Genomic DNA, 23,375 nt, shown 5'->3' with positions numbered 1-23,375 from the left:
CTTACGACCGGGTCTCGGCGAGTACCGCGCGCACCGCGGCGAGGGTGGCGTCGACGTGGCCGTCCTCGTGCGCGGCGGACACGAACCAGGTGCCTCGGGGCAGCACCCGCACCCCGTGGCGCAGCAGCGCCGCCGCGAAGTCGGCGTACCGCGCGTTGTCCGCCCGCTGCGCCTCGCGGAAGTCGCTCGGGCGCACGGCGCCGAACCGCACCTGGAACACGGCCGGATAGCCGACGATCCGGGCCTCGACGCCCGCCGCCGCGAACTCCTCCAGCAGGCCTTCCATCAGCCGGGCGCCGACCTTGTCGATCCGCCGGTAGGGGGCGCCGTCCCGGATCTCGGTCAGGGTGGCGAGCGTGGCGGCCATCGCGACGGACTGGGTGTTGTAGGTGCCGCCGTGCAACACCTGCCGGTCGGCGATCAGATCCATGTACCGCCGCAGGCCCACCACCGCGGCCACCGGGAATCCGTTGGCCAGCGCCTTGCCGAGGACGGTCAGGTCCGGCACCACGCCGAACCGCTGCTGCGCGCCGCCCGGGGCCACCCGGAAACCGGTGATCACCTCGTCGAAGACGAGCAGGGTCCCGGCGGCGTCGCAGGCCTCGCGGACCGCTTCGAGGTAGCCCGGTACCGGAAGGATGCCGGCGCTGTTGAACATGACCGGCTCCATGATGACGGCGGCCACGTCACCCGCGGCGAGCCGCTCGCGCAGGGCCCCGGCGTCGTTCCAGGGCAGGACGGAGATGTTCGGGTCGGGCATCTGGCCCCCCGATCCGGGGAGCGGCACCGGCGCCTCGCGCGGGCCGGCCTTGGCGAGGTCGGGTGCCACGCTCCACAGGACGTTGTCGAACCACCCGTGGTAGTGGCCCTCGAACTTGACCACCGCCGACCGGCCGGTGGCCGCCCGAGCCACCCGCAGCGCGGCCTGCACCGCCTCGCTGCCGGAGACGGAGAAGCGCACCAGCTCCGCCGAGGGCACCAGTTCGACCAGCAACCGCGCGGCGGCGTACTCCAGTTCGGTCTGCCCGGCGACGAGGATGCTGCGGTCGAGTTGCGCCCGCGCGGCCTCGACGACGGCCGGTGGCCGGTGGCCGAGCAGCATCGGCCCCATGCCGAGGAAGTAGTCGATCAACCGGTTGCCGTCGACATCGGTGAGGATCGCGCCGTCCGCCGAGGCGAAGACCAGCGGATGGGGGCGTATGCCGAGCCGGAAGGCGCTGTTCACCCCGCCCGCGACCACCGCGGCGGCATGGTCGATCCGTGCCCGTGACGCGTCGAATTCCATCGGATAGGTCTCCTTCACCAGATCGTCCATCCGCCGTCGACCACCAGGCTCTGACCGGTGACGAAGGAGGAGGAGGGTGCCGCGAGGAACAGCACGGCCGAGCGGAGTTCCCGGTCGGTGCCCAGCCGGCCCATCGGGGTGCCGCCGGAGAGCGCCGCGATCACCTCGGGCCGTAGCGCGTCGTCGTTGGCCGGGCTGGGGAACATGCCGGGGCAGAGCGCGTTGACCGTCACCCCGGTCGGCCCGAGCTGGGCGGCGAGGAACCTGGTCATCCCGATGACGGCGTGCTTGCTGGCGAAGTAGGAGGCGATGTCCAGGCCGAGGCCGGGATAGCGACCGGCGTCGCCGGCGACCAGCCCGTACACCGAGGAGACGTTGATCACCCGGCCCCAGCCGCGCTCGACCATGCCGGGCACGAAACGCTGGCAGAGCCAGAACGGCGCCTCCACGTTGAGGGTCATGATCCGCCGCCACTCCGCGGACTCGACCTCCTGCCAGGGCGTCCGGTGGGCGAGTCCGGCGTTGTTGACCAGCACGTCGATCCCGCCGGCGGCGGCGACCAGCGCGTCCACCTCGGCGGGGACCGTCACGTCGGCCCGGACCGGCCGGACGTCGCCGCGCCCGGCCAGCTCGGCCGCGGTCCTCTCCAGCGGTTCCGTGCGGCGCCCGCAGATGACCACGGTCGCGCCGGCGTCCACGAACGCCTCGGTCATCTGGCGGCCGAGCCCGTCCCCGCCGCCGGTGACCAGCACCCGGCGGCCGGTCAGGTCGAAGTCGTCCATGTCACTGCCCCGTCCTGGTCGTGGCGTCGTCTTCGGTCGTGGCGTCGTCGAGGGCTTCCAGGCCGGCCATCAGGTGCAGCAGCCTGGTGTGGGTGATGCGGTGAACGGAGTCGTCGTACACGACCCGGCCCAGCCGCAGGACCACGACCCGGTCCGCGACGGCGAAGACGGTGCGGATGTCGTGGCTGATCAGGATCACGCCGGCGCCGTTCTCCGCGGCCTGCCGGGCGATGCGCAGCACGTTCCGGGTCTGCGCGACGCCCAGCGCCGCGGTGGGCTCGTCGAGGATGACCAGCTTGACGTCTTCCTTCATGGCCCGGGCGATCGCGACCGACTGGCGCTGGCCGCCGGACAGCCGCCCCACCGACCGGTTCAGGTCGGTGAGCGTGATGCCCAGCGACGCCAGCCGCGTCCTGGCGCGGGCGACGGCGGCGGCGTCATCCCGTACCGGGATCAGGCCGAACATCCGGCGCCGCGGTTCGTCCCCCAGGATCAGGTTGTGGGCCACCCCGAGGTTCGGGCAGACCGCCAGATCCTGGTGGACCGTCTCGATGCCGGCCCGCCGGGCGTCGATCGGGCCGCCGAACTCGACCGGCCGGCCGTCCAGCTCGATGCGGCCGGCGTCCGGCCTGTAGACCCCCGAGATCAGTTTGATCAGCGTCGACTTGCCGGCGCCGTTGTCGCCGACGACGCAGACGACCTCGCCGGCGCGTACCGAGAAGGTGCCGTCGCGCAGGGCGAAGACCGCTCCGAACCGTCGGGCCAGGCCGGTCGCGGCGAGCACCACCTCGCCGGGCTCGCGGGCGCGCCGCACGCCCAGGCCGTACTCGTCGTCGGCGTCCGGTGGCGGCGACCCGCCCGCCGCCACCGGTTCACCTGCCTCGGTGGACGGGTCGGCGGGCGGGTCGTCGCGCGCCGAGCGGGCCCGCCGGTGCTCGGCGATCTGGTCGGCGCCGAGGGCCAGCAGCAGCACCAGGCCCTTGAAGATCTGCTGCCACCAGTCCGCCAGCCCCGCGAAGATCAGGCCCGAGCCGAGGATGCCGATGGTGGCGACGCCGACGAAGACTCCGGCGGGGTGCCCGCTGCCGCCGGCGAACCCGACGCCGCCGAGGATGACGGCGGTGAGCACGTCCAGTTCGAAGGCGGTGCCGATCTGCGGGGTGCCGCTGCCCAGCCGGGCGGTGGTCAGGATCGCGACCACGCCCATCAGCAGGCCGTTGAGCACGTAGAGCCGGACGACCACCCGGTCGACGTTGATCCCGGTCAGCCTGGCCGCCTGCTGGTTACCGCCGATGGCGAACAGCCGCAGGCCGGCGGACGTGCGCAGCAGCCAGAAGCCGCCGGCCACGAAGACGACCGCGGCGATGATGACCGGCAGCGGCACGTTGTTGACGCGGGCCCGGCCCAGGAAGATGAACGCGTCGGAGAAGCCGAACACCGACTTGCCCTCACTGACCAGGTAGGCCAGTCCCTTGAAGACGGCCATGGTGCCCAACGTGACGATGAGCGGTGAGATCTTCATGTACTTCACGAGGATCCCGTTGGTCAGGCCGAGGACCAGCCCGGCGACCAGCCCGGCGAGCACCGCGACCACGAGGCCGCCCTGGTCCCGGGCGAAGCTCGCGACGATCACCGAGATGAGCGCGTACTGGCCGCCGATCGACAGGTCCACGTTGCCGGAGACGACCAGGAACATCGCGCCCACCGCCGCGATCGCGATCGCCGAGACGTTCATCAGGATGGACAGACCGTTGGAGACGGTGAAGAAGTTGTCGTAGGCGAACCCGAAGTAGGCCACCAGGACGGCGCAGAGCAAGGCCAGCCCGGTACGCCGGCTGGGCTCGCCGGGAACCAGGTGGCGGCGGTTCGCCGGCGTGGAACTGATCGGCACAGCAACCCCTAAGAGGCGGTTCAGGCGGCGTAGTTGATGAACTGGTCTCGTTCCTGGTAGCGGACGGAGCCCAGCAGGGTGAAGTAGGTGGCGGCGTTCTTCCAGGTCTCGGCCACCGCCTTCATGTCGGCCTGGTACCTGTCGATGATCTCGGCGGAGTTGAGCTCGACGGCGTTGAACTGCATGACCTGGGGGATCGGCTTGCCCTCCAGCCAGTCCGCCGCGAACTGTCCCCAGGCGTAGCCCATCAGCGGGTAGGCGAAGGCGAAGCTGGCCTTGTAGGCCCCGCCCTTGCGGATCTCGGCCAGGGCCTGCTCGTCACCGTCGATCCCGGACAGGTACATCTCCGGCCGGTCCTTGCCGGCGGCCTTCAGTGCCGACAGCGCGCCCAGGCAGTGCGTGTCGCCGCCCACGACGACGTTGACGTCGGGGTGGGCCTGCAGGATGGTGTTCATCGCCTTGAAGCCGCCGTCCTGGGTGAGGGCCGACGGCTGCACGTCGGAGACGATCTTCACACCCGATCCGGCGGACTTCAGGCCGTCCAGCACGCCCTGGTGCCGGGCCTTGAGCACCTCGATGGTGTCGATGTTGAAGTAGACGGCCTTGGCCTTGCCGCCCAGTTTCTCGGTGATGTACTTGGCGGCGGCCAGCCCCTGGGTGTTCCCGACCTTGTACTGGTCGGCGACGGCCTGTGAGGTGCTCGGCGGGGTCACCAGCGACATCACGGCGGCGCCCGCCTCGATCGCGCGCTTCATCAGCGGAGCCTGGGCGTTGGCGTCCAGCGGCTGGATGCACAGCGCGCCGATGCCGCGCTGCAGGAAGGTCTCGATCTGCTCGACGTTCTTGGCCGAGTCGTCGTTGGCGATCGCCGTCACGAACTCCAGCCCGCGGGCGGTGGCGGCCAGCTCGATGGATCGGGTGATCTGCAGGAAGAACTCGGCGTCGGAGGTGTTGGCCCAGGCGATCCGCTTGGGGATGCCGGGCTTCTCGCCGGCCGGGCCGCCGAACTGGAAGGGCGCCAGTTCCTTCTTCTCGGTGATGCCGTTGCCGATCGCCTTCCGGGTGGCGCCGGGCGTGGAGCTCTGCTCCGCGCCGCCGCTCGTCCCGCTGTCGACCGAACACGCGCTGAGCAGCGGGGCGCCGACGGCGAGCCCGGCTCCGGTGATGACGCTGAGGCGCAGGAGATCGCGCCGGTTGAATCCGCCCAGGCCCTTCGACGAGTCAGGCATTGCCACCCCTTAGGGTTAGTCCGCTATGCGGACTACATTTCTGCTATGCGGACTAAGCTAGAAATGCCGGAACGCTGTGTCAATCACCCGACATGTCCGATCTTTGACTGGTACCGAGTTGTGACCAGGCGCGTTACGGACGGTTCCCCGAGGTCAGCCGGGCGGCCACCGCGGACTCCCAGGCGGGGTCCCGTTCCAGCGGGTAGAGCGGCGCCGGGCGGGACCGGTAGTCGAGCTGGTCGAGCGCGGCCGGGCAGTACCCCGGAGTGCGGACGTAGAGGGTCCGCGCGGCGTAGCCGGCGAACGCGGCCTTCCACGCGATGGCCCCCTTGGCGACGATCACGCGGGCGCCGCGCGGCTCCAGGCCCACGGCGCGCAGATGATCGTCATCGAAGGGGACCACCCGGTTCTCGGTCAGGACGATCGCGCCGATCGGCGTCTCGATCACCGCCACCCGGCCCATCTCCACCCGCTGGCCGCGCATGTACGAGCCCGTACGCAGGTACGACACGGAGTCGAAGCGGCGGACCGGCCCTGAGGCGCGGAACGGCGGTCCCATCGCCGGGTCGCTGTGGCCGCCCACCCACAGGTCGATCCGGTCGGCGGACCCCGCGTGCGCGGCGGCCACCGCGGCCGGATCCCAGATGACCGCGATGGCGCCCGCCACCCCGGCCTGGGCCAGCGCGTGGAGCAGCGCCGTACCGTCGCCCGGCGAGCCGCCGCCCACGTTGTCCGCGACGTCGACCAGCACGGTGGGCCTCCTCCCCCGGGCGCCGGCCACCTCGGCCACCGCCTCGGCGGGACCGGCCAGCGGCGCGGAGAACGCGTCGCGCTCGCGCCACACGTGGGCGGCCAGTTCCCGGGCGCGCGCCACCGCATGGGTCTCCGCCGCCAGGTACACCGCGAACCCGAGCCTGCCGCTCTCGGCGTAGGCGAACCCGGGCAGCGCGCTGGCGGCCCAGACGCCGGGCTCGGCGCGTATCCGCTCGGCCGCGGCGAGGATGGACCGCATCGGCTCGGCCACGTCCTCCTGGGCCGGGGGCACGGTGAGCAGCGGAAGCCTCTCCAGGTGCCGGGCCGGGCGGCGTCCCCGCCACGGCGGGCGCAGCAGGCGCAGCACCGCCTCCATCGCCTCCGCGCCGCGTTCGGCCATGTCGACGTGGGGATAGGTGCGGTAGCCGACCAGGATGTCGGTGACCTCGGGCAGGGTCGCGCCGACGTTGGCGTGGTAGTCCAGCGTGGCGGCGATCGGGATGTCGCCGACGACGGCACGCAGGGTCGTGACGATCTCCGCCTCGGGGTCCGGATGACCGTCGACCACCATCGCGCCGTGCAGCGACAGCACCAGCCCGTCGAGGGGAAGCCGCGCCCGGGTGAGGGCTGCCAGCCGGCGCAGCATCGACTCGAACGCCCGCGCCCGGACCATGCCGGAGGGAAGCGCGGCGCCGAAGAACAGCCCCACCGGGTAGGCCGACCGCTGCCGGGCGGCGTCGATGGCCCCGCCCAGCTCGGTGCCCGTCCCGCGCAGCGAGGCCACGAGCTCCGGCCCCTCGAAGAACTGGTACCGGCGGAAGTCCGCCAGTGTGGTGGGTTCGACCGCGAAGGTGTTCGTCTCCTGCCAGATGCCCCCCAGCCCGATCCGCACCGTCATCGCTTTGCCCTTCCGATCCGGCCGTTGTACGATAAGCGAAATCTAGTTCCGCATATCGGACTTCGCAATGAGTGGGTATCCACCCGAAAGGAGCAATTGGTACCGGTGAGCAGCGAACGGCGGTCCGACGAGGTCGGGGTCCTCGTCAAGGCACTCGACATCCTCGACCGGATGGCGACGGACGCACCCTGCACCGTGGCACAGCTCTGCCAGCACACCGGGATCACCAAGCCCGCGGCGTACCGGATACTCAAGACCCTCGACCAGCGGGGCTACGTGGTGCGCGACGAGGCGCGCAAGGAGTACTCGCTCGGCCCCGCCCTCTACGGCCTGAGCCGGGCGGCGCGGAACTCCACCGACCTGGTCCGGCTGACCCGCCCGGCCATGCAGTCGCTCAACGAGGAGTTCGGCGAGACCGTCAACCTCGGAGTGGTCAGCCACGGCCAGGTCGTCTACCTCGACGCGGTGGAGAGCGCGCAGCGGCTGCGCACGACGGTGCAGATCGCGCTGCGCGACCCGGTGCACACCACGGCGCTGGGCAAGGCGGTCCTCGCGGCGCTCCCCGAGGAGCACGCCCGCGAGCAGCTCGCCCAGGCCGACTGGTCGCGGCACACCCCCAACGCGGTCGCCTCGGTCGACGAGCTGCTCGCGGCCCTCGGGACCTTCCGCCGGCTCGGCTACGCCATCGACGACGAGGAGAACGAGGTGGGCTCCCGCTGCGTGGCCGCGTCGATCCTGGACGGCGAGGGCCGGCCGGTGGCCGCGATCAGCGTCGCCGCGCCCACCTCGCGCATGCCCGACGAGACCATGGCCATGGTCGGGCGGCGCCTGGCCGAGGTGTGCGCGGAGCTCGGCAACGCACTCACCTGATCCTGGAAGGGAGTCCCGATGGCCTACGACCTGTGGCTGCACGGGGCCACCGTGCTGGACGGCACCGGTGCGCCGGAGCGCCGGCTCGACATCGGGGTGACCTCGGACCGGATCACCCATCTGGCGGCGCCAGGGGCCTCCCCGGGCGACGGCGTGACGGCGGCCGAGACCGTCGACCTGACCGGGCTCACCCTCGCTCCCGGATTCATCGACGTCCACACCCATTCCGACGTCAGCCTGCTGCTCGACCCGCGCGGCGAGAGCAAGGCCCTGCAGGGCGTGACCACCGAGGTGGTCGGCAACTGCGGGTACTCGGCGTTCCCGGTGCATCCGGCCCGCCACCACCTGCTGACCGACCACCTCGCCCGCCTGGGCGACGGCCCCGCCCCGGTCACCTGGACCGGCTTCGACGGGTACGCCGAGGCCCTGACCGGCGCGCGACCGGCCATCAACGTGGCCGCCCTCGCCGGTCACGGCGCGCTGCGGATCGCCGCGATGGACGACCCGTACGGCCCGGCCACCGCCGACGACGTCGCCCGCATGCGGCGCCTGCTCGACGACGCGCTCGCGGCCGGCGCGTTCGGCCTGTCCACCGGGCTCACCCACACGCCGTCCTCACTCGGCGGGCCCGGCGAGGTGACCGCGCTCGCCGAGATCTGCGCCGCGCACGACGCCGTCTACGCCACCCACGCCCGGGCCTCGGCCGGCCGGGAACTCGCGGCCGTCGACGAAGCCGTCGACACAGCCAGGCGTACCGGCGGGCGGCTGCAGTTCTCCCACCTCGCGCTGAACGATCCCGCCTCCTGGGGCCGCGCCGCCGACGCGCTCGCCCGCTTCGACGCCGCCGAGGCGCGGGGCCTCGACGTGGCCTTCGACGTCTACCCCTACGACGCCTCGTCCTCGGCGCTGGTGCAGTACCTCCCCGAGTGGGTGCAGCGGGACGGCAGCGCCGGCCTGCGGCGGAACTCCGGCGACGCCGCATGGCGGCGGCGCGCGCTCGGCGACATCCGCGCCGGCTTCTTCGGCGGCATTCCCTGGCACTGGGACCGGGTCGTGATCACCGCCGCCGGGCCGTACGAGGACCTGCCCGGCAGCTCCATCGCCGAGGTGGCCCGGCTCCGGCGGCGGCCGCCCGAGGAGGTCCTGCTCGACCTGTGCGTCGAACTGGGCAGCGCGGCCCAGGTGGTGCTGCACTATCGCACCGAGGCCGACATGACCGCGTTCCTCGCCCATCGCCTTTCGATCGTGGGCTCGGACGGCAACGCGCTGCCGTTACGCGCCGGCGCCGGCCAGCCGCACCCACGCGCCTACGGCGCCAACGCCCGGGTCCTCGGGCGCTACGTGCGCGAACTCGGCGTCCTGACCTGGCCCGACGCGGTGCACAAGATGACCGCCGCCCCGGCGGCCCGGCTCGGCCTGCGCGATCGCGGGCGGATCCGTCCGGGATTCGTCGCCGACCTGGTCGCCTTCGACCGCTCCGTGGTCGCCGACCGGGCCACCTTCGAACGGCCCCGGCAGGCGCCGGTGGGGATCGCGCTGACCGTGGTCGGCGGTCGAATCGTCGTACGGGACGGCGTGCTCGGCACCGCCCGCCCGGGAAAGGTGCTGCGCCATGTGGGCTGAGCCCGCTGTCACACTCGCGAAAGGGTTGCCCGACGTCGCCGACCCGCGCGGCGCACAGCTCTTCGACGGCACGTTCCCGCTGCCCACCGCCGTGCTGCTCCGGGACGAACTCGAGCACAACGTCGCCACGATGGCCGCGTACTGCGCGGCCCATGGCGTGCTGCTGGCCCCGCACGGCAAGACGACGATGTGCCCGCAGATCATCGAACGGCAGCTGGCGGCCGGGGCGTGGGCGATCAGCGTGGCGACCGCGTGGCAGGCCCGGACGGTGGCCGACATGGGCGTGCGCCGCCTGGTGCTGGCCAACTGCATCGTCGACCCCGGCTCGCTCCGGCTCCTCAACGGCGTGCTGGCGGCCTACGACGACCTGGAAATCTACTGCCACACCGATTCGCCGGCCGCGCTGCACGCTCTGGAGAACGGCATCGACGCGGGCCTGCGCGGCCGGGCACGGGTTCTCGTCGAGATCGGCGTGACCGGCGGACGGACCGGCCTGCGCGACGACCGCGACGCGCTCGCCCTGGCGGCCAGGATCGCGGACGGCCCGATGGTGCTGGCCGGGTTCTCCGCTTTCGAGGGCATCCTGCACGGCGCCGACCTCGCCGATACCCTGACGCTGGTCGACCGGCTCCTCGACCGGCTCTCCGGCGTGGCGCGCACCGCGCACGCGGACGGGCTGATCGGCGCCGGGCCCGCGCCGATCGTCACGGTGGGCGGCAGCGCCTACTTCGACCGGGTGGCACGGCGACTGCCCCCGGCCCTGGCCGGCACGCCGTACCGGACCGTCCTGCGCAGCGGGTGCTACGTCACCCACGACGCCGGTGGCTATGAGGCGCTCTCCCCCTTCGGCGCCCGGCCACGCGCCCCGTACCGGCTCCGCGAGGCGCTGCGGATCTGGGCGCCGGTGCTGTCCCGCCCCGAGCCGACGCTGGCGCTGGCCGGGCTGGGCCGCCGGGACGCCTCCGCCGACGACGGGCTGCCGGTGCCCCGCATGGTGCGCGACCGCACCGGCCGGATCACCCCGTTCGACGGCGAGGTACGGGTGACCGCCGTCAACGACCAGCACGCGTATCTCGCCCTGCCCGCGGACCTGCCGCTCACGGTGGGCGACGTCGTCGCGTTCGGCATCTCCCACCCGTGTACGACCTTCGACAAGTGGCGGGTCATCCCGGTGGTCGACGCCGACTGCACGGTGACCGAGCTGGCGTACACCCACTTCTGATCATCTCCTGCTCCCTCCTCGGCGGCCGGCCCGGCCCCGGCGGCGGCATCCGCCGGTGATCTCGGCGGAGGCGCCCCGGCCGCCTGTACCGGCCACCGGGGCGACACAGGCCACCGAACGCCTCAAGCGGGAACGGCGCGAAGCCGGTGATGGGCCTGGGCCGCGACTTCTCACTCCCTGTCGCCAGGGATCACGACCAGTGGTAGAGCAGGCTCGCGCCCAGTGCGGCCACCGCGGTGGCGAAGAAGAGGGCCCAGTTTCCCAGCTTGCGTGACCCTACTCGCAGGTGCGCGAGGAGCGCGCCGGTGAAGTACAGCACGAGGCTGTAGGCGGCCAGAGTCCCCAGCAGGGGGATGGCGAATCCGCCCGGCAATCCCAACGCGCCCAGCGCCAGCATCGCGCCCAGGACGGGTGCCCATGAGCGCGGCAGGCCCTTCATGTCCAGTTGGGCCTTCGGGAATTCGTGTCCGATCAGGTAGATGACCGCCGCGCTGCCGAACAGCAGCGAGGCGAAGATGGTGATCGTCGCGTAGGCGGCGAACATGAGTCCTCCACGGTGGTCGTCGCATCAGGTCTTGCGCCCGGTGCTACTGGTCCGACAACGCAGCCGCCGAAAAGGTGAGGTGACATCACCAGCCGAGGGGCCCGAGGCGATCGAGGAAGATCCCGGCCGGCCCGCCGGCGTCGATCATCGCGAGCTCGACGATCGGGTCGGTGCCTTCGGTGACCGTCAGCCGGCCGGGGTGACGGTTCATGTCGGTGGCGGCGAACTGGCGGCTTCTCCGGGAGTGACCAGGTTGAGTGTGATCTCCGGGAGCGCCTGGGCGTACCGGATCGCGATCATGTTCAGCGCCGCCTTCGACGAGCTGTAGGCGAGCTCACGCATTGCCGACCTGGACCGCTTCACCTTTCTCCTCGGCGGCAGCCACGGTGAGCACCTTTTCGGGCCCTGGCCACAATGAAGCCCATGAGCTTCACCGCAGCCCGGACCGGGCAGGTCCTCTTTCTCAACGGGACGTCCAGCTCGGGCAAGTCGAGCATCGCCGACCAGCTCCTGCACGTCCTGGATCGTCCCTTCTTCCACCTGTCCGTCGATGCCATCAACGCGATGCGCGCCCGCCGGCGCACGCTGGAGCTGGATCCCGGCGAGCTGGACGCCGTCCTGGCCCGGACCCGGGCCGGCTTCCACCGCGCGGTCGCGGGCATGGCCCAGGCCGGCAACGACCTCGTCGTCGACCACGTCCTCAGCGAGCGGTGGCGCCTGCTGGACTGCCTCACCGTCCTCAGCGGCCTGGACGTCGTCTTCATCGGCGTCCACTGCTCACCACAGGAATTGGCACGCCGGGAAATGGCACGCGGCGACCGGCAGCCCGGACAGGCGGCCGCCCAGCTCGGGCAGGTCCACTCCCACGGCGCTTACGACATCGAATGCGACACCACCGCGACCAGCCCCCGTGACTGCGCTCTGACCATCAAGCGGCTAGCGGGGGGCCGGGGCGGTGGAGCGGCGGACTATGAGTTCGGGCTGGAAGACGAGTTCCAGGTTCTTGGGCGGCGCGCCGGCGATGCCCTCCAGGAGGGTTTGGACGGCGGCGACCGCCATGGGGCCGATGGGCTTGCGGATGGTGGTGAGGGGTGGGTCGGTGAAGGGGATCAGGGGGCTGTCGTCGAAGCCGACCACCGAGACCTCGCCGGGGACGGACAGGCCGCGGTCGCGGGCCGCGCGGATCGCGCCGAGGGCCATGAGGTCGCTGGCGCAGACGATGGCGGTGCAGCCGGCCTCGATCAGGGCGGACGCGGCGGCCTGCCCGCCTTCGACGGAGAACAGGGAGTGCCGGACGAACGGCTCGCAGTCGGCGACGCCGAGCAGGTCGGCCAGGGCCGCGGCGAAGCCCTCGATCTTCCGGATGACGGGCACGAAGCGCCGCTGCCCCACGGCGAGGCCGATGCGCCGGTGGCCGAGGTCGACGAGGTGGCGGACGGCGAGGCGGGCCGCCAGCCGGTCGTCGGGCGAGATGAACGGCGCCTCGACGCGCTCGCTGTAGCCGTCGATGAGGACGATCGGCAGCCCGCGGTCGACGAGCCGGGTGTAACGGTCCATACGCGCGGTGGTGTCGGCGTGCAGGCCGGAGACGTAGACGATGCCGCTGACGTCGCGTTCGAGCAGCAGCTCGGTGAACTCGTCCTCGGGGGCGCCGCCGGGGCTCTGGGTGCACAGCACGGGGGTGTAGCCGTGCTGGGTGAGCGACCGCTCGACGGCCTGGGCGAACGCGGGGAAGATGGGGTTGTCCAGCTCGGGGGTGACCAGGCCGATCAGGCCGTTGCTGCGCTGGCGCAGGCGCTGGGGGCGTTCGTAGCCCATCAGGTCCAGCGCGGTGAGGACGAGCCGGCGGGTGTTCGCCGACACCCCGGACCTGCCGTTCAGCACCCGGCTGACGGTCGCCTCGCTGACGCCCGCCTGGGCCGCGATGTCGGCGAGCCGGGCATTACCGTTCATGGCGCTACTTTACGCATCACCGGGCTCCCACCACGCGCAGGAGTCGGACGGGAGCCGGACGACGCCGCCCTCCTCCATGGGGGCGCTGCCGAGCAGGAGGCGGCCGGGGCGGGGCAGCGCGACGGGGGCGGGGCCGGTGTTGACCGTGCAGAGGAAGCCGTCGCCCCGGGAGAAGACCAGGGTGCCGGGAGGCGAGGCGTGCCAGGTGAGGCCGCCGTCCCCGAGGCCGGGGTGTTCGCGCCGCAGCCGCAGCGCGGCCCGGTACAGCGCCAGGGTGGAGCCGGGGTCGGCGAGCTGGGATTCCACGGTGAGCGGGCCCCAGGTGGCGGGGACGGGGAGCCAGGTGTCGGCGATGCCGGGCGGGCTGAACCCGAACGGCGGCTCGGCGTGGGCCCAGGGCATGGGCACGCGGCAGCCGTCGCGGCCGTCGCCGGGGGCGCGCAGCCGCTGCGGGTCCTGGCAGACCTCCTCCGGCAGGTCGAGCACCTCCGGGAGGCCGAGCTCCTCGCCCTGGTAGACGTAGGCGGAGCCGGGCAGGGCGAGCATCAGCAGCGCCGCCGCGCGGGCCCTGCGCAGGCCGAGGTCGCCGTCCCCGTAGCGGGTGACGTGCCGCTTGACGTCGTGGTTGGACAGCACCCACGTGCTCGGCGCGCCGACGAGGGCGGCCCCGGCCAGGGACTCGTCGATGACGGCGCGCAGCGCCACCGCGTCCCAGGGGGTCTTCAGGAAGTGGAAGTTGAACGCCTGGTGCAGCTCGTCCGGACGGACGTAGAGGGCGAGGCGCTCCTGGGTGGGCGCCCACGCCTCGGCGACGCCGATGCGCTCCCCGTCGTAGGAGTCGAGGAGGCGGCGCCAGCGGCGGTGGATCTCGTGGACGCCGTCCTGGTCGAAGTAGGGCAGCACGGCGGTGCCGAGCATCTCGGTCTGCCCGCTCACCCCGATGTCGGGCAGCCCGGGGGCCTTGACCATGCCGTGGGCCACGTCGACGCGGAAGCCGTCCACGCCGAGGTCGAGCCAGAAGCGCATGATCGCCTCGAACTCGGCGTGGACCTCGGGGTGGTCCCAGTTGAGGTCGGGCTGCTCGGCGGCGAACAGGTGCAGGTACCACTCGCCGTCGGGCAGCCGCGTCCAGGCGGGTCCCCCGAAGACCGACTCCCAGTCGTTGGGCGGCAGCCCGCCGTCCCGGCCGCGGCCCGGCCGGAAGACGTACCGGTCCCGCGCGGCGGCGCCGGGGCCGGCCCGCAGCGCCTCCTGGAACCAGGCGTGCCGGTCGGAGGTGTGGTTGGGCACGACGTCGGTGATGATGCGCAGGCCGTGCCGGTGGGCGTCCTCGATGAGGGCGCGGGCGTCGGCGAGCGTGCCGAAGACCGGGTCGACGTCGCGGTAGTCGGCGACGTCGTACCCGAAGTCGGCCATCGGCGAGGTGTAGAACGGCGTGAGCCAGACGGCGTCCACGCCGAGCCCGGCCAGGTAGGCGAGCCGGCCGCGCACCCCGAGCAGGTCGCCGATCCCGTCGCCGTTGCCGTCGGCGAAGCTGCGGACGTAGACCTGGTAGATCACCGCGTCGCGCCACCAGCGGGTGGCCTCGCGGACCTCACCGGTCTCGGCGTGGGTCACGGCGTCGGTCATGGGAACCCCCGATCGGCGGGAAGGGCTGGGACGGTCACCACCGGAGTATCACGCCTTGGTGGCGCCGGCGGTGAGGCCGGTGACGAGGTGGCGCTGCACGAGGAGGAACACCACGGCGGCGGGCACGGCGATCAGCACCGAGGACGCGGTGAGCAGGCCCCACTCCGCCTTGTGCTGGCCGACGAACTGCCCGAGCCCGACGGCGAGAGTGTACTTGTCGTCGCCGGTCATGAACGCGGTCGCGTACGCCACCTCCGCCCACGCGGTGATGAAGGAGTAGAACGCGGCGACGGCGAGGCCGGGCCTGGACAGCGGCAGGATCAGCCGCCAGAACGTGCCGAACGGCGTGAGCCCGTCCACCCGCCCGGCCTCGTCGATCTCGACGGGGACGGTGTCGAAGTAGCCCTTCATCATCCAGGCGCAGAAGGGGACGGTGGTGGTGAGGTAGGCGATGACCAGCCCGGGGAACTGGTTGACCAGCCCGAGCGCGGCCAGCAGGTTGTAGATCGGCACGATCAGGGTGGCCACGGGGAACATCTGCGTGACCAGCAGCATCCACATGATCGAGCGGAAGCCGGGGAAGCGGAAGCGGCTGACGGCGTACCCGGTGGTGGCCGCGAGCAGCACGCCGAGCACGGTGGTCAGCGCCGCGACGAACAGCGAGTTGACCAGCCAGCGCGGGAAGGCGGTGTCCCCGAGCACCTGCGCGTAGTTGGCCAGGGTGGGGTCGTGGAACATTTCCACCCGGCTGGACTGCCAGGCGTCGCGCGGCTTGATGGAGGTCAGCACGAGCCACGCGACGGGGAAGACCGCCACGAGGCTCGCCACGACCAGCGTGGCGTGCAGGGCCAGGGACGCGCCGGCCCCGCGCGAACCTCCGCGACCTGCCGTCACCACGCCTCCCCTCGCGTGCGCAGGGCCCGCCGGTAGACGACGGCCATGACGACGAGCAGCGCGAGGATCAGCACGCCCCACGCCGCCGAGCCCGAATAGTTGCGGATGCCCTCGAACGCCTGCCGGTAGGCGTAGGTCACCAGGATCTCGCTGGAGCCTCCGGGGCCGCCCCGGGTGACCAGGTAGATGACGGGGAACTGGTTGAAGGTCCAGATCGTGCCGAGCAGCACGACCGTGCCGGCGACCGGCCGCAGGCCCGGCAGGGTGATGTGCCGGAAGCGCCGCCACGGGGTCGCGCCGTCGACCTCGGCCGCCTCGTACAGCTCGCGCGGGATGGCCTGCAGGCCGCCCAGCAGGGCGAGCATCATGAACGGCACGCCGAGCCACACGTTGACCGCGATCACCGACACCTTCGCCCAGAGCGGGTCGTCGAGCCAGTCGACACCGCCGAGCCCGGCGGCGCGGAGCATCGCGTTGACGACGCCGAACTCGCCGTTGAGCAGGTACCGCCAGACGAACGCCGAGACGAACGCCGGGACGGCCCACGGCAGCACGAGCAGCACCCGGTAGAGCGAGCGCAGCCGCAGCGGCCGGTTCAGCAGCATCGCCAGGCCCAGGCCGAGGCCGTAGTGCAGGGCGACGCACACCACCGTCCAGGTGACCGTCCAGCCGAGCCGGGTCAGGAACTCGGCGGAGGTGACGATGCCGGCGTAGTTGGACAGGCCGACGAACTCGTAGGTCGAGGGGATGGTGTTCATCCCGATCGTCCGGCCCATGTTCGCCTCGGTCGCGTCGGTGAGCGACAGGTAGACGCCGCGCGCCAGGGGGTAGCCGACCAGCACCAGCGTGACGATCACGACGGGCGCGCACATGGCCCACGCGTACCAGTGCCGGGTGCCGCCGCGGGCGCGGGGGCGGCGGCCGCGGGCGCCGGGGCCCGGGGCCGCCGCGTCAACGACCTGGGTCGTCATGGGTCACAGGCTCCAGCCCTTGAGCAGCCCCTGGTACGCCTTGGCGACGTCCTTCAGCATCGGCTCGGCGGGCCGCTGCCCGGCGGCGAGCTTCTGGTAGCCCTCCAGCAGCGGCTGGAAGAGCTGGCCGCCCTCGGGGATCCAGGGGCGCTCGACCGCGGCGGCCATCGGCTCCTGCCACTTGGCGATCATGGGGTTGGCCTGCGCCTCCGGCAGGGTGTAGGCGGGGCGGCGGGTGGGGAGCAGGCCGAGCTTCCCGGCGATCCTCGCCTGGGTCTCCGCGGAGGCCATGTACCGGACGAACAGGTAGGAGGCGTCGAGATCGCCGGAGCCCGCGTAGACCGCGTAGTCGTGGCCGCCGGTCGGGGAGCCCGCCTTCGCCGATCCGGCGGGGACGGGCGCGATCCCGAAGTCGTGCGGCTTGTCCTTGAAGACGGCGCCGCCGAGGTTGTCGGTGTTCGACCACGGGCCGTTGAAGATCATCGCGACCTTGCCTTCCTTGAAGGCGGTCTCGGCGTTGGTGTAGCTGTCCTGGATGGCGGGCTTGGCCGCCGCGCCGGAGGCGATCAGGTCCTCGACGACCTTGACGCCCGCCAGCGACGCGGGCGCGGCCACGGTGATCTTCTTGCCGGCGACGTCCAGCAGGTCGCCGCCCTCGCCGTAGATGAACGGCAGCAGGAAGTAGGCGTCGACGTTGAGCGCGAGGCCGTCGGCGCCGGCCTTGGTCTTGACGTCCAGGGCGGTCTGCTTGAGCTCGGCGAAGGTCTTCGGCGGGGCGTCGTGCCCGGCCTTCTTCAGCAGCTCCTTGTTGTAGAGGAGGCCGAGCGTGTCGGTGACCTGGGGCACGGCATAGGTCTTGCCGGCGTACTTCCCGCTGCCCGCCGGGCTCGGCAGGAACTCCTCGGGCTTGTCGAGGGCCTGGGTGCCGTCCAGGGGCGCCAGGTAGCCGAGGGAGGCGAACTCGGCCACCCAGCCGACCTCGGCGCGCAGCACGTCGGGGGCGCCGGAGCCGCTCTGCGCGGCGGTCTTGAACTTGTTCTGCGCGTCGGCGAAGGGGACGTTGACGTAGTTGACCTTGATCTTGGGGTACTTCGCCGTGAAGTCCTTCAGCACTTCCTGGAAGACCGGCGCCTCGTTGGTGGCGTCGGAGGTGTCCCACCATGTCACCTGGCCGGAGACGGCGGCCGGGTCGGAGGCCGGTGCGGCCTGCCGGGGGGATTCCTCGCCGCCGCAGGCGGAGACCGCCAGCGCGAGCGCCGCGGCGACCGCCGCGGCCGAGATGCCTCGCCGCATGTTCGTGCACTCTCCTCGCTCAGCTTCATCGCTCAGTGGATCGGCGCACGCCGCCCCGTGTTCCTCCCCGAGCGGGCGGCATCACCGGGGTAGGCGGAACGTAACAGTCGTGTGAACGACTCTGAAAGACCTTTCAGAAACTTTCCGCAAACTGTGGCAAGTACCCGGCCCGCGCGCCCTTAGATGCTCCGTGCGAGCGACCCGCGACCCGTTTCGCGCACACGCTCCCGGCGACGGTCGCAGGAGGACGTTTGCGCCTGTCCTGACGTCGACGGAGAGGCGACGGTCAAGTAACCGGCGGATGAGCGTTTTCTCACCCCATGTATGGACACGGCGCCCCGCAACGCGATGTACTACCTCATCAATCACAATGACGGCTGGGATCCGGGCGAGACGCCCGGGAGGAACGAGTGACGATGAGTACCGTCGTTCTCGACAGCGTGACGAAGGTGTACCCGGGGGGGCATCTCGCGGTCGATCGAATGAGCCTGCGCGCGGAAGAGGGGGAACTTCTCGTCCTGCTCGGGCCATCCGGCTGTGGCAAGTCGACGCTGCTGCGCATGATCGCCGGGCTTGAGGAGATCACGTCCGGCGATCTCTATCTCGACGGTCGGCACGCCAACGATCTCGTCCCACGGGACCGCGACGTCGCGATGGTCTTCCAGAACGGCGCGCTCTACCCGCACAGGACCGTGCGCCGCAACCTCTCGTTCCCCCTGGAGATCGCCAAGGCCGACCCCGCGCTGGTCAGGGAGCGGGTGGTCGAGCTCTCTCGCGCGCTGCACATCGACGAGACCCTCGACCGCCGTCCTGGAACGCTCTCCGGCGGCCAGCGGCAGCGCGTGGCCATGGGCAGGGCCATCGTGCGCCAGCCGTCGCTGTTCCTGATGGACGAGCCGCTGTCGAACCTCGACGCCGGCATGCGCACCGAGCTGCGCATGGAGATCTCCTCGCTCGTGCGCGCCCTCGGCGTGACGACGATCTACGTGACGCACGACCAGGTCGAGGCCCTGACGCTGGCCGACCGCATCGCGATCATGAACCGCGGCGTGCTGCAGGACGTCGGCACCCCCGGCCAGATCTACAACGACCCGGCGACGGCGTTCGTGGCCTCCTTCCTCAGCTCCCAGCAGCTCAACCTGCTCTCGGCCACGGTGCGCACCCCGCAGAACCAGTACATCATGCTGGACTTCGGCCTCCACCAGATCACGATGCCGTGGACCGACCCCCGCGCCTACGCCGTCTCCCAGCACACCGGCAGCCAGATCATCGTCGGGATCCGCCCGGACGGCCTGACGCCGATCGGCGAGGGCGTGGACGGCCCCTTCTTCAGCGGGCGGGTCAGGACGCTGGAGTACCACGGCCACGAGTGGCTGGCCTACCTGGAGGTCGGCATCCCCGCGGTGCCCGCGCCGGAGCCGCCGCACCGCCAGAACGGCAACGGCGGCGGCGACGGCAACGGCCACGGCGACGCGGGCGGCGGGAGGATCCGCTCGATGATGCGGCGCCTGCTGGCCACCGGCGACGAGCGCCCCGATCAGGAGATCGCCGTGGGCAGCGGCCACCACCGCAGGGCCGACCTGGTCGTGCGGCTCGGCGCCCGCCCGGCCTGGCGGGCCGGGGAGCACGGCAGGGTGTCGGTGGACCTCAGCAGGCTCATGCTGTTCACCGTGGAGGGCAACAGGATCGACCCGCCCCGCCGCTGAGCACCCTCCGCCGCCGGGCGCGGCTCAGGCCACGGTGCGGTCGGCGTCCGAGGCGGCGAGCAGCGAGACGATCTCCACGACGCGGACGATCTTGTCCAGCTCGACCTGGTGGAAGGCGGGCCCCTGGGCGCGGGCCACCACCAGGTGCAGGCCCGCGCCGTGCACGGGCAGGCTCACCAGGTGGAGCGGGCCCTCGCTGAAGGCCGAGGGCCGCAGCGGCGTGAGCTCGGGCAGCCCGGCCACGCCCGGCGCCTGCCAGCTCCCGTGCACCACCGCGCCGGTGCGGGAGTCCACCGCGACCGCCCACTCGCCGCCGACCAGGTCGGGGGCGGCGTCCACCAGCGTGACGAAGGCCCGGGCGGCGTCGGAGGCGACGTGGCCGAGCAGGTCGTAGTCGGGGCTCACGCCGGGCGACTCGCGCGTCGGCCACACGCCCTCGATGCGCACGCCCGGCACGACCGCGAGGCGCTCGCGCAGCTCGTCGGCACCGGCCCCGCCCTGCCAGGACAGCGTGAAGTCGTCCACCGCCCGGCCGCCCTCCCGCTCCAGGACCGTGACCTGGAGGATGTCCGCCCCGAGTACGCCGAAGGCCCGGGCCACCTGCCCGAGCACGCCCGGACGGTCGGGCAGCGAGACTCGTACCCGTAGCATCATCGTGACCACCTCTGTTCGCGCGTGCCGCCGTGAGCGAGCCGCCCCGCGTACGGGCCGACCTGGTATTTCTTTCATCTACTGCACCACGCCACACAGCATGCCGAACCGAGGTTTCGCGGATGTTCCACGAAAATGTCCGAAATAAGACGAAATCAGTATTGATACGCGCCTGAGTCTGGATTCTTCAGCGGGATTCGCCGCCCCGCCGCGTCGTACGCCAGCGCCGCGCCGCCGTACCAGGATGGCCCGATCGGCACTCCCCTGCCGATCGCCGGCGAACCCGGCCGCAGCCGCAGGTCGTCGTGCCCCCGGAAGCGCGGGTCGGCGCGCACCGAGCGGGCGCCAGGGGTGAACCGGCCCCGCCTGCCGTCGTAGACGCCGCCCGCGTCGTCGGCGCCCGAGCCGTCCTCGAACCCCACGAGCCCGCCGACCTTGACGACGTTGTTGCGCAGCCTGAGGATCTTCGCCGAGCAGCCGTCGGCGCACGAGACGCCGATCGTGTGCCGTCCCGGCAGGTAGACCGAGTTCCCGGCGGCCAGAGTGCCGGTGACCGGCCCGACGCCGTGACCCCGGCCGCGCGTGATGAGGAACGATCCACGATCGTGGGAGGAGGTCACCACGTTGGTGGCGAACACGTTGCCGCGGGCGGTGCCGCCGGGCTCGTGGCCGAGCTCGGTGAAGGTCTCGTTGTCGCGGGCGACGTTGCGCGCGACGAGGTTGCGGTCGCCGCCGTAGATCTCCACGGCCGCGCCGTCGTAGACGTAGTCGTGGCTCGGCGCGTAGCTGCCGGTGATCACGTTGCCGATCACCCGGTTGTCGTCGCCGTTCAGCAGCACCCCGAACGCGCCGGAGTCGTTGTCGGGCACGTCGTCGTCGACGCTCATGCGGTTGTTCTCGGCGATGTGGCTGTCACGGATCAGGTTGTGCGCGCCGGTCTCGGTCACCCACACCCCCGCCACGTTGTGGTCGGCGAGGACGTCCCACAGGTCGTTGTGGCGGCCCTCGAGGCGGAACCCCGCCCAGCCGCACGAGGTGGCCCGCAGGTCCGACACGCGCCAGCGCGCGCCGCCGAGCACCACGCACGCCTCCTCCCCGCCGGTGATCACCGGCCGCGGGCCCTCGCCGTAGGAGCCGGCCGTGATGGGCCGCGCGGCGGTGCCCTCGCCCGACAGCGTCAGCGTCCCCTTCCACCGGCCGCCGCGCCGGAACAGCAGCGCGTCCCCCGGCCGCAGCCGTGCCCTGCCCGCCCGCTCCAGCGACCGCCACGCCTTGCCCGGCGCGGTGCCCGGCGCGTCGTCGTCGCCCTCGCGGGCGTCCACGTAGAAGATCCGCGCCGCCCCCGCCGCCGGCACGGCCCCCGACGCGGCGGCCCGCCCCGAGGGGACCGCCACGGGGACGGCGAGCAGCACGAGGGCAAGCGGGGACGGCAGAAAGCGGAGGAACCGCGCCATGTGACCACACCCAGTAATCGATCGCTGCCGCACACCGTAGCGGCCGTGGGGCCCCGGCGGGAGACCTCGGACCGCCGGGGACCGGAATCGTGATCCGGCACGCGGGACGGTAGGCCGCGCCCGGGACCCGGCAGCGGCGCGGCCGGAGGAGTTTGCCAGGCCTTGGACACCTCTTTCCCGCCGCGCGGATCTCGGCGGAGATCCGCGCGGTTAGCCTTTGCCAATGTCCCTCCGCCGGGCCGCCGTCTGGCCTCGTTCGATCCGGGGGCGGGTCACCCTTGTCGCCCTGGGCGTGGCCGGCCTGTTCCTGATCCCTCTGGCGGTCGCGGCCGACACGGTCATCCGGCACGCCGTGGCCACGTCGCTGGCCCGGGAGACAAGGGAGGCCGCCTCCCGCGCCGCCTCGGCCATTCGCGCCTCGACGCTGCGCAATCCCATCTCTCCCGTGCCCGCGGGGGCCGACCTGATCCAGGTGATCGGGCCGGGCGGCCACGTGCTCGCCGCCAGCGACGGCGCGGCGGACCTGGCCCCGATCAGCACCACGCGCCCGGCCGCGCACCGCCGCGTCGCGCAGTTCACCGCCTGCCCGGGCGCCGCGGCGCGCTGCTACGAGGTCACCGCGATGCTCGCCGGAACCGCTCCCGGAGCGCCGCTGGTGTACGCGGCCAAGCGGGCGCCGCTGCTGGTCTCCACCCCCGCCCTGGAGGCCGCCATCGGCCTGCAGACGGCGGCCCTGGCCGCGCTGGTCGGCTGGGTGGCCTGGAAGGCGTCCGACCGGGGGCTGCGCACGATCGACAACATCAAGGCCGAGCTGGCGCACATCACGGTGAGCGACCTGTCGCGGCGCGTCGCCGAGCCGCGCGGCGACGACGAGATCGCCCGGCTCGCCAGGACCGTCAACACCACGCTGGCGCGCCTGGAGAACTCGGTGGAGCAGCAGCGCAGGTTCGCCGCCGACGCCTCCCACGAGCTGCGCACGCCGATCGCCGGGCTGCGCGCCCAGCTGGAGGAGGCGCGGCTGCACCCCGAGCACACCGACCTGGCCGTCCTGGTCGGCGGCGCGCTGCGCGACACCGACCGCCTGCAGAACATCATCACCGACCTGCTGTTCATGGCCAGGCTCGGCTCCGGGGGCCCGGCGGCGCAGGAGCGGGTGGACCTGGCCCGGCTGGCGGCCGAGGAGATCGAGCGGCGGCGCGGGCGCGTCCCGGTGGAGGCGGTCCTGCACGAGGAGGTGGCCGTGCTCGGCGTCAGCACGCAGCTCTCCCGCGTGATCGGCAACCTGCTGGACAACGCGCAGCGGCACGCCGACGCCATGGTCAGGGTCGAGGCGCGCGCCCGCGACGGCACCGCCGTCCTCACCGTCACCAACGACGGCGACCGCATCCCCGAGGCCGACCGCGAACGGGTCTTCCAGCGGTTCGCCCGGCTCGACGACTCCCGCAGCAGGGACCGCGGCGGCACCGGGCTGGGCCTGGCCATCGCCCGCGACGTCGCCATCGCCCACGGCGGGACGCTGCACGCCGAGGACGTCCCCGAGGGCACCAGGTTCGTGCTGCGGCTTCCGACGGCCGGGTGAACGCGCGCGTCTCCAGGTGAACGCGCGCGGGCCCCGGTGAACCCGCGCCGACCAGGGGCTTACCGCCGGATGACCGCAGTTCATACGGCCCCCAAGAGTTAACAGGAGCGACGTCAGGCGTTCAGCTCCGCCACCCCTTTCCGGGCAG

At 72.4% G+C, this 23,375-nt stretch carries 19 protein-coding genes and 1 pseudogene; 6 read left to right on the top strand and 14 right to left on the bottom strand.

Translation table 11 applies throughout. The annotated features are described in order from the left end of the window. Position 1: 1 nt before the first annotated feature. The 5 genes from BJ981_RS27280 to BJ981_RS27260 all read right to left on the bottom strand — a co-directional run bounded on the left by BJ981_RS27280 (position 2) and on the right by BJ981_RS27260 (position 6,838). On the bottom strand, positions 2–1,285 hold the full coding sequence (locus BJ981_RS27280) for an aspartate aminotransferase family protein (protein WP_184615079.1): 1,284 nt from the start codon (positions 1,283–1,285) through the stop codon (positions 2–4). A 14-nt stretch (positions 1,286–1,299) separates the two neighbouring features. Continuing rightward, positions 1,300–2,067, bottom strand: coding sequence for an SDR family NAD(P)-dependent oxidoreductase (locus BJ981_RS27275; RefSeq protein WP_184615077.1), 768 nt, complete (start codon positions 2,065–2,067; stop codon positions 1,300–1,302). A 1-nt stretch (position 2,068) separates the two neighbouring features. After that, entirely contained in the window at positions 2,069–3,958 is a 1,890-nt protein-coding gene (locus tag BJ981_RS27270) for an ABC transporter permease subunit (RefSeq protein WP_184615075.1), read from the bottom strand. A gap of 20 nt (positions 3,959–3,978) precedes the next feature. Next, the gene (locus tag BJ981_RS27265) at positions 3,979–5,187 is read right to left on the bottom strand and encodes a sugar ABC transporter substrate-binding protein (protein WP_184615073.1); all 1,209 of its coding nucleotides are present in this window, start codon (positions 5,185–5,187) and stop codon (positions 3,979–3,981) included. A gap of 133 nt (positions 5,188–5,320) precedes the next feature. Then, positions 5,321–6,838: a M81 family metallopeptidase gene (locus BJ981_RS27260; protein WP_184615071.1), complete on the bottom strand. Its 1,518-nt coding sequence runs from the start codon at positions 6,836–6,838 to the stop codon at positions 5,321–5,323. Positions 6,839–6,943: 105 nt separating this feature from the next. On the opposite strand from BJ981_RS27260, the gene BJ981_RS27255 reads away from it, so the two are divergent. The 3 genes from BJ981_RS27255 to BJ981_RS27245 are packed head-to-tail and all read left to right on the top strand — an operon-like array spanning position 6,944 to position 10,553. Continuing rightward, positions 6,944–7,708, top strand: a complete 765-nt coding sequence (locus tag BJ981_RS27255; protein WP_184615069.1) for an IclR family transcriptional regulator — start codon at positions 6,944–6,946, stop codon at positions 7,706–7,708. Positions 7,709–7,726: 18 nt separating this feature from the next. Continuing rightward, positions 7,727–9,331, top strand: coding sequence for an N-acyl-D-amino-acid deacylase family protein (locus BJ981_RS27250; protein ID WP_184615068.1), 1,605 nt, complete (start codon positions 7,727–7,729; stop codon positions 9,329–9,331). A gap of 25 nt (positions 9,332–9,356) precedes the next feature. Continuing rightward, complete coding sequence (locus BJ981_RS27245) at positions 9,357–10,553, top strand: type III PLP-dependent enzyme domain-containing protein (protein WP_184615066.1); 1,197 nt, start codon at positions 9,357–9,359, stop codon at positions 10,551–10,553. A 190-nt stretch (positions 10,554–10,743) separates the two neighbouring features. Here BJ981_RS27245 and BJ981_RS27240 read toward each other — a convergent pair whose 3' ends face one another. Beyond that, complete coding sequence (locus BJ981_RS27240) at positions 10,744–11,097, bottom strand: DoxX family protein (RefSeq protein WP_184615064.1); 354 nt, start codon at positions 11,095–11,097, stop codon at positions 10,744–10,746. Between the two features lie 85 nt (positions 11,098–11,182). Beyond that, positions 11,183–11,308, bottom strand: coding sequence for a hypothetical protein (locus BJ981_RS38585; protein WP_260324682.1), 126 nt, complete (start codon positions 11,306–11,308; stop codon positions 11,183–11,185). Between the two features lie 203 nt (positions 11,309–11,511). On the opposite strand from BJ981_RS38585, the pseudogene BJ981_RS39710 reads away from it, so the two are divergent. Beyond that, positions 11,512–11,970, top strand: a pseudogene (locus BJ981_RS39710) (chloramphenicol phosphotransferase CPT family protein); the annotation flags it as partial. A gap of 63 nt (positions 11,971–12,033) precedes the next feature. On the opposite strand, the gene BJ981_RS27225 reads toward BJ981_RS39710, so the two are convergent. The 5 genes from BJ981_RS27225 to BJ981_RS27205 are packed head-to-tail and all read right to left on the bottom strand — an operon-like array spanning position 12,034 to position 17,837. Then, positions 12,034–13,050, bottom strand: coding sequence for a LacI family DNA-binding transcriptional regulator (locus BJ981_RS27225; RefSeq protein ID WP_184615063.1), 1,017 nt, complete (start codon positions 13,048–13,050; stop codon positions 12,034–12,036). A 9-nt stretch (positions 13,051–13,059) separates the two neighbouring features. Next, complete coding sequence (locus BJ981_RS27220) at positions 13,060–14,679, bottom strand: glycoside hydrolase family 13 protein (RefSeq protein ID WP_184615062.1); 1,620 nt, start codon at positions 14,677–14,679, stop codon at positions 13,060–13,062. A gap of 48 nt (positions 14,680–14,727) precedes the next feature. Beyond that, positions 14,728–15,573 (bottom strand): sugar ABC transporter permease, encoded by an 846-nt coding sequence (locus tag BJ981_RS27215; RefSeq protein ID WP_239139407.1) that lies wholly within the window; start codon positions 15,571–15,573, stop codon positions 14,728–14,730. Further along, positions 15,570–16,544 (bottom strand): carbohydrate ABC transporter permease, encoded by a 975-nt coding sequence (locus BJ981_RS27210; protein ID WP_184615059.1) that lies wholly within the window; start codon positions 16,542–16,544, stop codon positions 15,570–15,572. The genes BJ981_RS27215 and BJ981_RS27210 overlap by 4 nt, the downstream gene beginning before the upstream one ends. Before the next feature lie 3 nt (positions 16,545–16,547). Next, positions 16,548–17,837: an extracellular solute-binding protein gene (locus BJ981_RS27205; protein WP_184615057.1), complete on the bottom strand. Its 1,290-nt coding sequence runs from the start codon at positions 17,835–17,837 to the stop codon at positions 16,548–16,550. A gap of 416 nt (positions 17,838–18,253) precedes the next feature. On the opposite strand from BJ981_RS27205, the gene BJ981_RS27200 reads away from it, so the two are divergent. Further along, entirely contained in the window at positions 18,254–19,543 is a 1,290-nt protein-coding gene (locus BJ981_RS27200; RefSeq protein WP_184615056.1) for an ABC transporter ATP-binding protein, read from the top strand. A gap of 24 nt (positions 19,544–19,567) precedes the next feature. Here BJ981_RS27200 and BJ981_RS27195 read toward each other — a convergent pair whose 3' ends face one another. Both BJ981_RS27195 and BJ981_RS27190 read right to left on the bottom strand, forming a co-directional pair. Further along, positions 19,568–20,197 (bottom strand): ACT domain-containing protein, encoded by a 630-nt coding sequence (locus BJ981_RS27195; RefSeq protein WP_184615054.1) that lies wholly within the window; start codon positions 20,195–20,197, stop codon positions 19,568–19,570. A 152-nt stretch (positions 20,198–20,349) separates the two neighbouring features. Beyond that, complete coding sequence (locus tag BJ981_RS27190; RefSeq protein ID WP_184615052.1) at positions 20,350–21,648, bottom strand: right-handed parallel beta-helix repeat-containing protein; 1,299 nt, start codon at positions 21,646–21,648, stop codon at positions 20,350–20,352. Positions 21,649–21,871: 223 nt separating this feature from the next. On the opposite strand from BJ981_RS27190, the gene BJ981_RS27185 reads away from it, so the two are divergent. Next, positions 21,872–23,227 carry a sensor histidine kinase gene (locus BJ981_RS27185; RefSeq protein WP_184615050.1) on the top strand — a complete coding sequence of 452 codons (1,356 nt, stop codon included), beginning with the start codon at positions 21,872–21,874 and terminating at the stop codon, positions 23,225–23,227. The last annotated feature ends 148 nt before the right edge of the window (positions 23,228–23,375 follow it).

This window comes from Sphaerisporangium krabiense, from assembly GCF_014200435.1.
Lineage (GTDB): Bacteria > Actinomycetota > Actinomycetes > Streptosporangiales > Streptosporangiaceae > Sphaerisporangium > Sphaerisporangium krabiense.
The sequence above is the reverse complement of the archived record's forward strand: the minus strand, read 5'-3'. Positions and strand labels throughout refer to the sequence as shown.

What these genes read in the sequence shown, in the direction of transcription:
- BJ981_RS27280 (WP_184615079.1), bottom strand. Translation starts at nt 1,285, where the DNA reads ATGGAATTCGACGCGTCACGGGCACGGATCGACCATGCCGCCGCGGTG.
- BJ981_RS27275 (WP_184615077.1), bottom strand. Translation starts at nt 2,067, where the DNA reads ATGGACGACTTCGACCTGACCGGCCGCCGGGTGCTGGTCACCGGCGGC.
- BJ981_RS27265 (WP_184615073.1), bottom strand. Translation starts at nt 5,187, where the DNA reads ATGCCTGACTCGTCGAAGGGCCTGGGCGGATTCAACCGGCGCGATCTC.
- BJ981_RS27260 (WP_184615071.1), bottom strand. Translation starts at nt 6,838, where the DNA reads ATGACGGTGCGGATCGGGCTGGGGGGCATCTGGCAGGAGACGAACACC.
- BJ981_RS27250 (WP_184615068.1), top strand. Translation starts at nt 7,727, where the DNA reads ATGGCCTACGACCTGTGGCTGCACGGGGCCACCGTGCTGGACGGCACC.
- BJ981_RS27240 (WP_184615064.1), bottom strand. Translation starts at nt 11,097, where the DNA reads ATGTTCGCCGCCTACGCGACGATCACCATCTTCGCCTCGCTGCTGTTC.
- BJ981_RS38585 (WP_260324682.1), bottom strand. Translation starts at nt 11,308, where the DNA reads ATGAACCGTCACCCCGGCCGGCTGACGGTCACCGAAGGCACCGACCCG.
- BJ981_RS27225 (WP_184615063.1), bottom strand. Translation starts at nt 13,050, where the DNA reads ATGAACGGTAATGCCCGGCTCGCCGACATCGCGGCCCAGGCGGGCGTC.
- BJ981_RS27220 (WP_184615062.1), bottom strand. Translation starts at nt 14,679, where the DNA reads ATGACCGACGCCGTGACCCACGCCGAGACCGGTGAGGTCCGCGAGGCC.
- BJ981_RS27210 (WP_184615059.1), bottom strand. Translation starts at nt 16,544, where the DNA reads ATGACGACCCAGGTCGTTGACGCGGCGGCCCCGGGCCCCGGCGCCCGC.
- BJ981_RS27205 (WP_184615057.1), bottom strand. Translation starts at nt 17,837, where the DNA reads ATGCGGCGAGGCATCTCGGCCGCGGCGGTCGCCGCGGCGCTCGCGCTG.
- BJ981_RS27200 (WP_184615056.1), top strand. Translation starts at nt 18,254, where the DNA reads ATGAGTACCGTCGTTCTCGACAGCGTGACGAAGGTGTACCCGGGGGGG.
- BJ981_RS27195 (WP_184615054.1), bottom strand. Translation starts at nt 20,197, where the DNA reads ATGATGCTACGGGTACGAGTCTCGCTGCCCGACCGTCCGGGCGTGCTC.
- BJ981_RS27190 (WP_184615052.1), bottom strand. Translation starts at nt 21,648, where the DNA reads ATGGCGCGGTTCCTCCGCTTTCTGCCGTCCCCGCTTGCCCTCGTGCTG.
- BJ981_RS27185 (WP_184615050.1), top strand. Translation starts at nt 21,872, where the DNA reads ATGTCCCTCCGCCGGGCCGCCGTCTGGCCTCGTTCGATCCGGGGGCGG.